Annotated in this window: 8 protein-coding genes; 4 read left to right on the plus strand and 4 right to left on the minus strand. The window is 69.9% G+C overall.

All coding sequences use genetic code 11. The features are described 5' to 3' along the window. Positions 1 to 2 precede the first annotated feature (2 nt). Complete coding sequence (locus CIW48_RS25875) at positions 3 to 1,325, plus strand: LLM class flavin-dependent oxidoreductase (RefSeq protein WP_149313314.1); 1,323 nt, start codon at positions 3 to 5, stop codon at positions 1,323 to 1,325. A gap of 195 nt (positions 1,326 to 1,520) precedes the next feature. Here the strand turns inward: CIW48_RS25875 and CIW48_RS25880 are convergent, their stop codons facing one another. Continuing rightward, entirely contained in the window at positions 1,521 to 2,471 is a 951-nt protein-coding gene (locus CIW48_RS25880; protein ID WP_246695422.1) for a helix-turn-helix domain-containing protein, read from the minus strand. A 230-nt stretch (positions 2,472 to 2,701) separates the two neighbouring features. On the opposite strand from CIW48_RS25880, the gene CIW48_RS25885 reads away from it, so the two are divergent. After that, positions 2,702 to 3,673 (plus strand): GNAT family N-acetyltransferase, encoded by a 972-nt coding sequence (locus CIW48_RS25885; protein WP_149313315.1) that lies wholly within the window; start codon positions 2,702 to 2,704, stop codon positions 3,671 to 3,673. 21 nt (positions 3,674 to 3,694) lie between these two features. On the opposite strand, the gene CIW48_RS25890 is transcribed toward CIW48_RS25885, so the two are convergent. Beyond that, complete coding sequence (locus tag CIW48_RS25890) at positions 3,695 to 3,967, minus strand: hypothetical protein (protein WP_149313316.1); 273 nt, start codon at positions 3,965 to 3,967, stop codon at positions 3,695 to 3,697. Between the two features lie 967 nt (positions 3,968 to 4,934). On the opposite strand from CIW48_RS25890, the gene CIW48_RS25900 reads away from it, so the two are divergent. Both CIW48_RS25900 and CIW48_RS25905 read left to right on the plus strand, forming a co-directional pair. Beyond that, positions 4,935 to 5,222 carry a hypothetical protein gene (locus CIW48_RS25900; protein WP_091786633.1) on the plus strand — a complete coding sequence of 96 codons (288 nt, stop codon included), beginning with the start codon at positions 4,935 to 4,937 and terminating at the stop codon, positions 5,220 to 5,222. Positions 5,223 to 5,816: 594 nt separating this feature from the next. Further along, positions 5,817 to 7,970 carry a TonB-dependent siderophore receptor gene (locus CIW48_RS25905; RefSeq protein ID WP_246695423.1) on the plus strand — a complete coding sequence of 718 codons (2,154 nt, stop codon included), beginning with the start codon at positions 5,817 to 5,819 and terminating at the stop codon, positions 7,968 to 7,970. 326 nt (positions 7,971 to 8,296) lie between these two features. On the opposite strand, the gene CIW48_RS25910 is transcribed toward CIW48_RS25905, so the two are convergent. Both CIW48_RS25910 and CIW48_RS25915 read right to left on the minus strand, forming a co-directional pair. Then, the gene (locus CIW48_RS25910; protein WP_149313317.1) at positions 8,297 to 12,403 is read right to left on the minus strand and encodes a non-ribosomal peptide synthetase; all 4,107 of its coding nucleotides are present in this window, start codon (positions 12,401 to 12,403) and stop codon (positions 8,297 to 8,299) included. Beyond that, a partial coding sequence (locus CIW48_RS25915; RefSeq protein WP_149313318.1) for a phosphopantetheine-binding protein occupies positions 12,400 to 12,695 on the minus strand: 296 nt, incomplete at its 5' end. The genes CIW48_RS25915 and CIW48_RS25910, both read right to left, overlap by 4 nt.

A 12,695-nucleotide genomic window follows, 5' to 3' on the forward strand; every position in this document is an offset into this window, starting at 1 on the left:
CCATGACGACCGACCGGACCACGCACGCCACTGCGCCGCGCCAGATGCATCTCGGCCTGTTCCTCCAGGGGGCCGGCCACCACGTCTCGGGCTGGCGCCACCCGAGCGCGGAAGCCGGCAGCGAGAATTTCGACCTCCTGCGCCGGGTCACCCAGATGGCCGAGGCCGCCAAGTTCGACATGGTCTTCCTGGCGGACGGGCTCACCAGCGCAGTCGACGCGCACCCGTCCATGATCGCCCGGTTCGAGCCGTTGACGCTGCTCAGCGCGCTCAGCATGGTGACGGAGCGGATCGGCCTCGCGGCGACCGCCTCGACCACCTACGGCGAGCCCTACCACGTGGCGCGCGCCTTCGCGTCGCTCGACCACCTCAGCGGCGGCCGGGCGGCCTGGAACGTCGTCACCACCTCCTACGCCCGCACCGCCAACAACTTCTCCAAGGAGCACCCGGCGCACGACGAGCGCTACGCGGTCGCCGAGGAGTTCGTGGACGTGGTCTGCGGCCTCTGGGACAGCTGGGACGACGACGCCTTCGTCAAGGACAAGGCCCGCGGGGTCTACGCCGACCCCGCCAAGGTGCGGATCCTCGATCACGCGGGCCGCTATTTCCGCGTGAAGGGGCCGCTGAACATCCCGCGCTCGCCGCAGGGCCATCCGATCCTGATCCAGGCCGGCTCGTCGGGGCCCGGTCAGAACCTCGCGGCGCGCCGGGCCGACGTGGTGTTCACCGCCCAGCAGGACATCGCGGAAGCGCAGAGCTTCTACGCGAGCCTCAAGCAGAGGGCCGCCGGCTTCGGGCGCGATCCGGCGACGGTGGCGGTGATGCCGGGCTTCCTGCCGGTGATCGGCCGCACGCTGGCGGAGGCGAGCGCGAAGCTGATCGAGCTCGACCAGTGGACCCCCATCGCCAGCGCGATGCCGCTCCTGGAGGAGCGCCTCGGCCACTCGCTCGCATCCTACGACCTCGACGGGCCCCTGCCCGACCTGCCGGTCTCGGACCAGCTCCGCAGCCGGGCCGAACTCCTCACCGCGCTGGCCCGTCGGGAGGGCCTGACCATCCGGCAACTCGCCCTGCGCGTGGCGGCGGGGCGCGGGCACCACATGATCGTCGGCACGGCGGCGGACGTGGCCGACCGCATGCAGGCGTGGTTCGAGGGCGGCGCCGCCGACGGCTTCAACGTGATGCCGCCCTTCTTCCCCGACGGCCTGAGCGACTTCGTGCGCGAGGTCGTGCCGCTGCTGCAGGAGCGCGGCCTGTTCCGGACGGAATATGCGGGCACGACCCTGCGCGCGCATCTCGGCCTGTCGCGTCCGGAGCCGGCATAGGGGACCTCCGGGCCTGAACCGTCCGCTGCGCGGCTTTAAAGTTCAGGGCCGCGCGTTTCAGCGCGTGGTTACGGATGTCGCGGGGTATGCCGACCCTCGCCGACGCGAGCCGCCTGGCCCGTCGGCCACCGGAACCTAGCCGGCCCGCGATCGTGGCCTGGCGCGACGCGGTTCGCGGTCGCGTCCCCGATCGCGTCAGACGCCGCCGGATGCCCGGTAGTCGCGCGGATTCAGGCCGTAGGCCTCCCGGAACGCACGACTGAGGTGGGCGCTGCTCCCGTAGCCGTAAGCCTCACCGATCGCGCTGATCGACCGCCCATCGAGGGGATTGTCGAGGGCGGCCCGCACCGCCGCGAGGCGCTGCCGTGCGAGGTAGCGGGCCACCCCGCCTTCCGGTTCGAACAGGCGGTAGAGCTGTGAGCGCGACATGCCGAGAGTCCGCGCCATCGCGTCGATCCGGGGCGGCGCGGAGAGCTGGTGGCGCAGGAGCCGCTTCGCAGCCCTGAGCCGGGCGGCATCGAGCGGTGCGGCGGCGCGTGCGGCCCCCTCCAGGCTCGGGCGCGCGCAGGCTGCGACCATGTGGAGCGTGGCCTGGGCAATAGCGGCGGCATCGGCCGTGGTGATCGCGTCGCTGTGCGCGGCCAGGCTCCGGATGTGGTCGGCAAGGAGACGGCCCGCACCGCCGTGCAGGATCAGCCCGTGCATCGCGTCCTCATCGGGTAGCACGGTGGCCATGGACGCACGCGCGACGGCCAGGATCAGCGAATGCGTCTCCGAGACCCGGCTGCGGCGATACGGCTGCGACAGATCGTTGAGGCTCACGGCGCCCGCTGGAACCTCCACGACGCCCCGCTCGGTCTCGACGCTGTAGGCGTGCCGGCTCAGATGCAGGACGAAGCCGTCCTGGCCGTCGCGCCGGATCTGAGACCTGGACCGGGCGGGCCCCTGCGGGGCCGCGTCCATGACGCGCAGGGCCATCGGGCCGATCAGGGTTGTCTCGATCCGGCCGGAGAATCCCTGCGGGTCGGCATCGAGGTCATGGGCGGAGAACAGCGCGCGCCACGCGGCGAAGCGGTCGCGCTCGGGCAGGGCATCGGTTGTGAAGAGGGACCGGGCTACGAAGGTCACGGCATCACGGGATTTCACGTTGGCCGGTAACTTTACCTCACGTTGCGCCTCCAGGCAGTTCCCGCGGGGACACAATCGGCGATCGTGCACGAGCGTCGTTCCGCAATGCGCGTTGCCGGCGTTCATGGGACGGCCAGGGCCGGCGGCCGTTGATCAACGACGCTTGGCCCGAGACCTCGACGTAGGGAAGCCACAGAGGGCTTGCGCGAAACATAACGTGTTATACAACTGCGTGCCCGGAGGACGATATGGCCGCAGACATCCTCAACGAACTCGGACCGCTGTTCCTGGGCAGCCGGCTCAAGCGCCTCGCCGACCGCTTCCAGGCGGACGCCGCCAGGGTGCTGCGTGACGAGGGGCTCGGCATCCAACCGGCGCAATTCCCGCTCCTCGCCGCCATCGACCGCTACGGCCCCCTGACCATCAACGATGCGGCTGCCTCCCTCGGGGTCAGCCAGCCGGCGGCCACACGCACCGCGGCCAGCCTCGTCGAACTCGGACTTCTCGACGAGACGCGGTCGGATACCGACCTTCGCCAAAAGGTTCTGTCGCTCAGCGTCGCGGGGAAGGACCTGATGGGGCAGGCCAAGGCCACGCTCTGGCCGCGCGTCGGCAAGGCCGTGTCGAGCCTGTGCGCCGATCTGTCGGGACCGCTGCTCGAGCAGATCGGCGCGCTGGAGCGCCGGCTCGACGCCGTCCCGTTCGCGGCCCGCATCCGGCAGGAAATCGAGGCCGGCGATGCCGCGACGGCCCTGACGATCCGAGAGTACACGGATGCGCTGGCGGGCTGCTTCCGTGACATCAACGCCGAATGGATCGAGGCGATGTTCTCGCTGGAGGAGAATGATCGCCGGATCCTCTCCGATCCGAGCGGCCAGATCCTGGACCGTGGTGGCCTGATCCTCTTCGTGGAGGCGGAAGGTCTCGGGATCGTCGGCACCTGCGCATTGATGCGGATGGACGATGGCTGCTTCGAGCTGACCAAGATGGCCGTGTCCGAGCGGGCCCGGGGACGCAAGGCCGGCGAACATCTCCTGCGGGCGGTGCTGGCCCGTGCGGAGGCCATGCGGATCGAGACGCTCTACCTGCTGACCAACACCCAGTGCGAGGCCGCCGTGCACCTGTACGAGAAGGTCGGGTTCCGGCACGACCCGGAGATCATGGACCGGTTCGGCCGACGCTATGCCCGCTGCAACGTGGCCATGCGCTATCCCCTGTGACGTCGTCTGCCCCGGCCGCGCTCAGTTGCAGCCGTTGCAAATGCTGTTCTCGATCTTGTTGAGCCGGGCGCGCTCACGCTGCTGCACGGCGGGCGGCGGTACTTCGCCCGGGCCCAGCGACGTACCGGGCGGCTTGGTGACGCCGAGGCTGTTGGTGTTCGGCGCCGTGATCGTCGAGGCCGGGCCGCCGCCGGTGCCGGTCTGGTCGGGCGCCAGGGGCTGTGCCGCGAGCGCGGCGGGAACGGCCAGACTCAGCAGGGCCAAGCCTACGGAGCGAAAGCTAATTCGGGTCATGGTACCTCCCGTCGTCGTGAGCGCGTGAAACGTTGCGGCGGCAGCCGTCATTTGCCGGTGCCCTTGGTGCCCAGATTGATCAGGCCGGCTCTACGAGCCACCACAAACTGGCTGACTGATACTGTTTCGATTTCGCGCAGAAATTCCAGTGGGTCGACGGGCGCGTGCGCGGATCGCTCGTGACACCCTTCGCGCCTCGGTTGAACGCTGATGTCGTCGCGCTCTGGTCTGAGCGCGTATGCCAACCTCGCCGCCGATTCGGTCGGTTCGGGCTGAACGTCATGATCGGTCGTTCGAAATCTAGCCCGGCAAGCATTGGTCAATCGCTAATAAATCACAGCTAAATCTTTGAAATAATGAAAACAAATTCGACCGAGAAGAGTGTGGGATTTTGAGGACTTGCATGTGCAGCGCGTGGATGGGGCGCCCCATTTCCAGACGTTCGGGAGCGGACGGGGGCCATCGCCACTCCATGCTGCAGTCGGGCGCGGCCATACCCGCGACGGCCCTGCTGTTGGAACTGCTGCCGACGGACTCGCGCCGATCAGGGCAGGAGCGTTCCGGCAGCCGCGGCGCCGGCTGATGTCGTGTTCCACAATGGTCCCCGTCTACACCCTGGCGGGGCCTGCACCCTGGGCCGACGCGATCGCGATGCGCGGCAACGCCATCTTGAATCCGACCGGACCGGTCCGCGGCTTCGGCTGGCGCGTCGACATGTTTCCGCCGGAGGGGCCCTATCGGGCCGAATTCGACGCCATCCTGCCGGACCGGCCGGCCTTTTTCGCCATCGACGGTCACAACCTCTGGGCCGTGGGCGGCGATCCCGTTCGGGTCCGCCGGATGCACGAGTTCTCCTCAACAGCGCCCGGGCTTCCGCACCGACGGGCGCCGCGCTGCCAGCACCCTTCGAACCAGAGGCCCCCCTGGCCGTTGATGGTTGTTCAGCGTGACCGTTCGAAGAGTTCTGATGGACCGTCCCCGCCGCGTCGGCCTGCCCTGGTACCCTCCGGAGCATTATCAAGCGTTGCGCGCTTGTCTCGCGGACGGTGCCAAGCTGCCGCCGGAATACGAGACCTGGCGCGTCGCCACCGAGCAGATGGAGCGGGAGGTGCAGCGCAGCGGCGTCGAGGTCGTTCGCGTGCCGATCGAGCCGGAGATCTTCACGGCGTGGTGTGAGCGCGCCGGACTCCCGCGCGACGCTGCCGCCCGCGCCCGATACGCGGCCGCGGCGTTGGCGGCGGACTGGGCGATCTGAGGAGCGAGCGCCGGGCCGAGCGAGGGCACGCCGACGCGTCTTCCGCCGCTCTGGTCGGCCGGCAGGTCGATCGCAATCGGCACGACTGCGGTCGGAGAGGCCCGCTCGTGGCGCAGCATCCACGACACAATCATCGCGCGTCTCTACGGGAGCCCCAAGGTGGGGCGGACCGTTGCCGCCTGTGCTGAGGCGTTCTCGCCTGCGTCGCAGGCCTCCTTCGACGCGCCATGAGGCGGGGTCATCTCAGTCTTCGATCCTCGTGCGGGCGACAGCAACGCGCAATCTTGCGGTTGTGCGCAACGCTTTTCATGTCCATTTTTCTTGTCGCGGCCCGGCGATGAGACCCGGGCAAATCTGGCAAATTAGAATTATTACATATTGATATTGTCGCTCCTCTGCAACTGAACTGATCTTATAGGCTCGCACGCCGCTGCGACCTATTGCGTTCGTATGTCGCCACCGCGCAGATGGAAGCCTCGCAGCCGAATCCGATCGCGGCGGCTGCAGCGCCCAAGAGTTCACTGCATGTGCGTCGAGATCGCTTCCGCCTATTCCGATCGACCACAGAGGCGCTCTCTGTATTGGGGGCCGCTCTTGCTGTCCGCTGCCGTCGGCTTCTCGCTGCCGGCCGACGAATTGGCCGCGCAGCCTCTGAGCGGGGGCGAGACGTCTGTCACCCTCGACGAGATCCAAGTGGTCGGGCAGGGCAGAGCTTCGCCCAGCACGGCGACCGGGCCGGTCAACGGTTACGTCGCCAAGGCGAGCGCGTCCGGTACGAAGACGGACACCCCGATCCTCGAAACGCCGCAGACGATCAACGTCGTCGGCGCCCGTCAAATCCGCGATGAAGGTGCCACGACGCTGGCCGAGGCCCTGGCCTACACGCCCGGCCTGAGCAGCCAGGCCGTGGGTGGCTTTGCCAAGGTTTCCGACGGCTTCACGATCCGCGGCTTTCCCGTCGAAACCGGCAATGCGGGGCTATTGCGCGACGGTCTGAAGCTGCAATCGGGCGTCTATGACGGGACGCAGGAACCCTACGGGCTGGAGCGCCTCGAAGTCCTCAAGGGCGCGGCCTCGATCCTGTATGGCCAGCTCTCGCCCGGCGGCATCGTCAACGCCGTCAGCAAGCATCCGCTTCAGACGCCGTTCAACGAGATGAACGTCACGTTCGGTCAGTACAACCGCAAGGAAGTGTCGGGCGATTTCACCGGGCCGCTCACGGACGACGGCACGTGGTCGTACCGGCTCACCGGGCTGATCCGCAACAGCGACAGCTATCTCGCCTTCACGCCCGACGACAAGCGCTACATCGCGCCCGCGATCACGTGGCGACCGTCGACGGCGACCTCCGTCACGCTGCTCGGCTATTATCAGGAGATCCACACGCGCTTCCCGCCGCCGCTCCCGGCGGTCGGCACGCTGCTGCCCAACGGACAATTCCCCCGGTTCGCCATCGACCGGTTCTACGGCGAGCCCGCCTTCGACCGGTACGATTCCCGATCGGGCGCGATCGGCTACCAGATCGACCACGCCTTCTCGGATTCGGTCCGGCTGCGCCACGCCCTGCGCTACTTCCAGTCCGGGGTCGACTGGGACTACCTGACTCCGAACGGGCTGCTGGCGAACCGGCAGGTCGCGACGCGCGGCATCAGCATGCGCAACGAGAACGCGACGGGCGTGGCGTCGGACACCTCGCTCGAGACGAAGTTCGTCATCGGCCCGACCGCCCACACCCTGCTGACCGGCATCGACTATTACCGCAGCTTCCTGAATTCGGAGCGGTATACCAACGGCACCGTCGGCAATCTCAACGTGTATGCCCCGGTCTACGGCCTCACCTACCCGCGGATCAATTACGCGATCAACACCGGGTCGAAGAGCCTGCTCGAGCAAGTCGGCATCTACGCGCAGGATCAGGTCAGGTTCGATCGCTTCGTCTTCCTGGCCGGCGGCCGTCAGGACTTCGCGCGCACGCAGATCCTCACCTACCGCACCGGCGCGCAGCTCGATCAGAACGACAGCGCCTTCAGCGGGCGGCTCGGCCTGCTCTATCTCGGCGATTACGGGCTGGCGCCCTACGTCTCCTACAGCCAGTCCTTCCAGACCTTCGCGGTCACCGACCGGAACGGCAATCCCTTCCAGCCGTCGCTGGGCGAGCAATACGAGGGCGGCCTGCGCTGGGAGGTGCCGGGGGCCGACACCCTGCTCAGCGCCGCGTTCTACCGGATCAACCAGACGAACGCGCTGGTGCCGGATCCGGTCAACCCGGTCTTCAGCACGCAGGCCGGGCAGGTCCGCTCCCAAGGCTTCGAGGCCGAGGCCCGGACGAATTTCGGACCCCTGGAGGCGGTCGCATCCTATTCCTACACCGATGCCCGGCAGACGCGGACGACGGTGGCGGCGAACCTGAACCAGCGCATCGACCTTGTACCCTACAACCAGGCCGGCCTGTTCGGCACCTACGACATGGGCACGTTCGGCATTCCGGGCCTGCGGCTCGGCGGCGGCGTGCGCTATGTCGGCAGCTCGAACATCTCGGGCGCGACCTTCGACACGCGCGCTGCCACGCTGTTCGACCTCGTCGCGCTCTACGATTTCGGCGTCGCCGACCCGAGCCTCAAGGGATGGCGCGCCCAGATCAATGCCCGGAATGTCCTCGACCATTCCTACGTCACCTGCGTCGGGGTGAACGGCTGCCGGTACAGTGAGCCGCGCAACGTGTTCGGCACGCTCTCATACCGGTGGTGAGCGGTTCGCCGGCTTCCGCACCCGCTCAGGACACGGAGCGCGCTTCGCGCTTCAGGCCAACGCCCAAGGCGGGCGCGTAGCCGCGCGCCTTGAGCCGCCGCGCCCAGGCCATGCACGGACGGCGGCGATCAGGCCCGGGCTCGCCGTCGCCCCGGATCCGATGACGGCGCAGATCAACGGCCGTGAACCAGCGACCCGCCGCTGACCGTTCTCACGCGCGACGCACCACGTCCGCATGCGAGAATCAGCCCCCGCCGAACGCAGCGCCGGAGCCGCCGTCTCAACGGAATCGGCAGCGGCCCTCTCTCGGAAGGCCCACGCTCGGGTCAGGCGCCGGCCGCGTCGAGGGCTTGGGCGATCGCCTCCTGGAACGCGGTGCTCCGCAGGATATCGAGGTGTCGCGCGCCGGGGATGATCTCCAGGGCGGCGACCGGCGCGAGCTTGCTCCAGTCGCGCAGGCGCTCCGTTCGCGTCAACGAATCCGCGGCCTGAAAGACGTGCACGGGCCGCGCCAGCGGCGCGAAGGCGTGGCGCTTGGCCTGCACGCGCTTGTCCAGGAGGGCCCACAGCTCGAACTCGCGCGCCGTCAGGTCGGGCCCGTCCGACGGCAAGTCCGGGTTGTCGACGAGATAGGCATCGAGCGCCTCCCGCTCGGACGTATCCATGCGGGCGATCAGCCCCTGCCATTGCTCGGCCATCCGTGAGCCGCCGAGCCAGCCCGCGAGGCTCTGCGCGGCCAGCGCTCGCTCGTCCGCGTCCAGGACCCGGGACGCAGCGAAATGCACCGACTCGAACACGTCCACGAGCCCGAGGAAGTCGACGCGCACGCGCCCATCGAGGCGGCGCGCAGTCTCGAAGGCGAGATCGCCACCGGACGACCAGCCGATCAGCGCGCAGCGGCCACCCGGGGTGTGCGCGGCGATGAAGTCCGCGTAGGCGCCGCTCAGCGCGGACACGTCGAATCCCTGCCAGCGCGCCTCCGTGTAGACGTGGCTCACGAAGCCGTGGACCGGCCGCTCCGGACCGAGATGCGCGGCGAGGTCGGCAAACTCGGTCGCGTTGGCGATCAATCCGGGGATGCAATAGAGCGGGCTCCGCGAGCCCGCGCTGCGAAGATGCACGACCTCCGGTCCGCGCGGAGCCGCCGGTGCGACGCGTTCGGCGAGGTCGGCCAAGCTCCTCGCGCCCAGGATCTGGGCGAGCGTGAGCGTCCTGCCCCCCTCGATGCCGTGCCGGCGGATGCGGGCGAGCATCTTCAGGCTGAGGATCGAGTCGCCGCCGAGGTCCGCGAACGCGTCGTTGCGGCCGATCGCCTCCGCATCCAGGCCGAGGAGATCGGCCCAGAGAGCGGCGAGTACCCGTTCCGTGCCTGTTCGGGGCGGATCCTTCCCGTCCGTTCCGCGCCCCACAGCGAGGGATACCAGGGCACGCCGGTTGAGCTTGCCGTTGGGGGTCAGCGGCAGCGCGTCGAGCCGAGTCAGGCTCGTCGGCACCAGAGCCGCCGGCAGCCGCGCGGCGAGTTGCGCGGCGAGTGCGGAAAGGTCGAGGTCCGGATCGGCCACGACGTAGCCGGCCAGGCGCAGGCCGTCATTCCCATCACCATCTGGCTCGGCGAGCGCGATGATTGCGGCGTCGCGCACACCCGGAAGGCCGCGCAGGGCCGCGGCCGCTTCGCCGGGTTCGACCCGATGACCCCGGATCTTCACCTGGTCGTCGGACCGTCCCACGAAGGCGAGGCTGCCGTCGCGGATCCGCCGGACCCGGTCGCCGGTCCGATAGAGGCGCTCCCCGGGGCCCGCGAACGGATCCGGGACGAACCGCTCCGCGGTGAGACCGGGCCGGTCGAGATAGCCGCGCGCGAGCTGAGGTCCGCCGAGGTAGAGGTCTCCCGTTGCGCCCGACGGGACCGGCGTGAGGAAATCGTCGAGCACATAGGCGCGGACGCCCGGAAGCGGCGTCCCGATGGGGACGCCGCCGGCCCACCGGCCGGCCCCGTCCTCCTGGCCACGGTCCAGGCCATGTTGCCCCGCCCCCGCGAGGACCTCCTGGCACAGCGCACCGACCGTCGCCTCGGTGGGCCCGTAATGGTTGACCACCCGACAGCCGGGCTTCAGCGCGGCGATCCGGTCGACCAGGGGCCAGCGCAACGCTTCGCCGCCGAGGATGAGGAGCTTGTCGGGCAGCACGGCCGCGGGCTCGGCCGCCTGGAGCAGGGCGCCGAGATGGCTCGGCGCGATCTTCAGGGCATCGACCCTCCGGCCCTCGGCCGCGTCCCCCGCGACAGCCGCGGCGCAGCGGTCGGGATCGAGGGCGGTCTCGTGGTCGAGGAGATCGAGTTCCGCGCCTCCGGACAGCGCCCCGAACAGCACGGTGTTGCCCAGGTCGGCCGCCACGGTCGACACCATTGCGAGGCGGCCGCCGGCGGGCAGGCTGACGCGCGCGAGCATCCCGGCCACGTAACGCGCGAGGCCGCCGCGGGTCACGACGACTCCCTTGGGCCGCCCCGTGGAACCCGAGGTATAGAGGATATAGGCCGCGGAGGCGGGATGCGCCGCCGCGGCCGCGAAGGGCGGAGCCGCCGCGTCGGCGGCCGGATCGAAGCGCGCGGCGATCACCGGCCGATCGGGTCGGTCACCGGGGACCGGATCGCCCAGGACGAGGCACGCCGCACTTTCGGCCACGAGCGCGGCGCGGCGGCTGGCCGGCAGGCCGGGATCGATCGGCACGTAGGCGGCGCCGGACTTGAGGACCGCCAGGAGGCCGAGCACCCAGTCAGGGCAGCGGCCGAGATGGAGGGCCACCCGCGTGTCCGGACCGGCCCCATGGGCGACAAGCTGCGCGGCGAGTCGATCCGAGGCGCAGTCCAGTTCGGCGCGGGTGTACGAGCGGTCCCCCTGCCGCAGGGCAGGCGCCTCCGGCGCCTCGGCCGCACGGGCGCGCCACGCTACGAGCACGTCGGGCGCGGATGAGTTTGGCGGAGCAGCAGCCTCCGGTACGGGGCACGCCAGCGCGAAGACCGGGCGGTCGGGTTCGGCGACGGCCTCGGTGAGAAGCGTCGCGAAGGTCTCGGCCAGGTCCGCGATGGTCGTGGGGTCGAACAGGTCGCGGGCGAAGGCGAGACAGCCGTCCAGACCGTCGGCGGAATCGACGAGATCGAGGCTCAGGTCGAAGTGGACGTCGCCCCCGTCGAGGCCGCGCAGCCGCATTGGCAGATTGGCGAACCGGGCTTCGGGACGGAGTGCGGCCTGCTCGGTGACCTTGACCTGGAAGAGCGGATGCAATCCGGGCCGGCGCTCCGTTGCGGACGCCTCGACGATCCGGTCGAAGGGTAGATCGGCATGCGCCTGGGCGGCCAGCAGCCGATCGCGAACTTGCCGGAGATGGACGCGGAAGCCGTCCCGCGGGTCGATGCGGGCCCGCAGCACCCCGATATTCGTCAGGTGCCCGACCATGCCTCGCGTCTCGGGTCGCGCGCGATCGGCGAGCGGCAGACCGATGCGCACATCCGTGCCGTCGCCGTAGCGCGTCAGCGTCAGCGCGAAACCCGTCAGCGCCGCCATGAACGGCGTCGCGCCCTCACGGCGGGCGAGGCTCCGCAGGGCCGCGCTCACCCCGGGCGCGATCCGGAACGCGTGGATCCCGCCCGAAGCCCCGCGCTCCGCGCGACGGGGCCGATCGAGGGGAAGCGGCGTCTCGGCCGGAGACGCGCCCAGTTCCGAGCGCCAGTACGCGGCTTGGCGCTCGGCCTCCCCGGCCCCGAGGCGGCCGTGCTGCCAGAGCGCGTAATCCGCGTATTGCACCGTCAGCGGCGGCAGCCCGTCGGGTTGCGCCTGTCCTGACCCGGCCGTGTACAGGGCGTCGAGGTCGCGCAGCAGGAGGGGGATCGACTGCCCGTCGGCGGCAATGTGGTGCAGGCCGAGCACGATCCGGTCGGTGCCGTCCCCGAGACGGTGCAGCTCGACGCGCAGCAGGGGACCCGCCTCCAGATCGAACGGCGCGCGGGCCAGGGCCTGCGCGAAGGCCTCGCTGCGCTCGGCATCGAGCCCGTCGCGGACCCGGACCGGAACCGTGGCGGCCGGGTGGATGCGCTGGCGTGGCTCGCCCTGCGGATCCAGGCTGAAGGTGGTGCGCAACGGCTCGTGGCGCCGCACCAGATCGTCGACGGCAGCCTGAAGGCGGTCGGGATCGAGGGCGCCCGCGATCTCGACGAGGCCGGTCAGGTTGTAGGCTGGACTCCGGGGTTCGCGCTGCCAGGTCAGCCACAGGCCGCGCTGCGCCGCCGAGAGCGGCAGCGCGGTCCGGTCGTCCGCCGGGACGATCGGCAGCGTGGCGAAGTCGATTCCGTTCTCGGCGAGCTTGGCGAGGAAGGCCTTGCGCTGTTCCGGCGCGAGCTTGGCGAAACGGTGTGCGATCTGTGTGGCCTGGAGGGTCATGTCCGCGTCGCTCCTGCCGCCGTCTCGATCTCGTCGAGCCAGCGGTCCATGTCGGTGAGATCGGCCGTCCCGTGCCGGCCGTCGGTGCCATCGAGCTGCGCGGCGAGGCCCGCCAGCGTCGGATGATCGAAGACCGTGCGGAGCGGCAGAGGTCGGCCCAGGCTTTCTTGGATGGCAGCGGCGAGCTTCATGACGAGGATGGAATCGCCGCCGCGCTCGAAGAAGGTGTCGGATCGGGCGATGGTGTCGGGCTCGGTCAGGCCGAGGACCGCGGCCCAGAGCGCGGCCAGGT

This window comes from Methylobacterium sp. P1-11, from assembly GCF_008329595.1.
In the GTDB taxonomy this organism is placed as follows: domain Bacteria; phylum Pseudomonadota; class Alphaproteobacteria; order Rhizobiales; family Beijerinckiaceae; genus Methylobacterium.

What these genes read in the sequence shown, in the direction of transcription:
- CIW48_RS25875 (WP_149313314.1), top strand. Translation starts at nt 3, where the DNA reads ATGACGACCGACCGGACCACGCACGCCACTGCGCCGCGCCAGATGCAT.
- CIW48_RS25885 (WP_149313315.1), top strand. Translation starts at nt 2,702, where the DNA reads ATGGCCGCAGACATCCTCAACGAACTCGGACCGCTGTTCCTGGGCAGC.
- CIW48_RS25890 (WP_149313316.1), bottom strand. Translation starts at nt 3,967, where the DNA reads ATGACCCGAATTAGCTTTCGCTCCGTAGGCTTGGCCCTGCTGAGTCTG.
- CIW48_RS25900 (WP_091786633.1), top strand. Translation starts at nt 4,935, where the DNA reads ATGGACCGTCCCCGCCGCGTCGGCCTGCCCTGGTACCCTCCGGAGCAT.
- CIW48_RS25910 (WP_149313317.1), bottom strand. Translation starts at nt 12,403, where the DNA reads ATGACCCTCCAGGCCACACAGATCGCACACCGTTTCGCCAAGCTCGCG.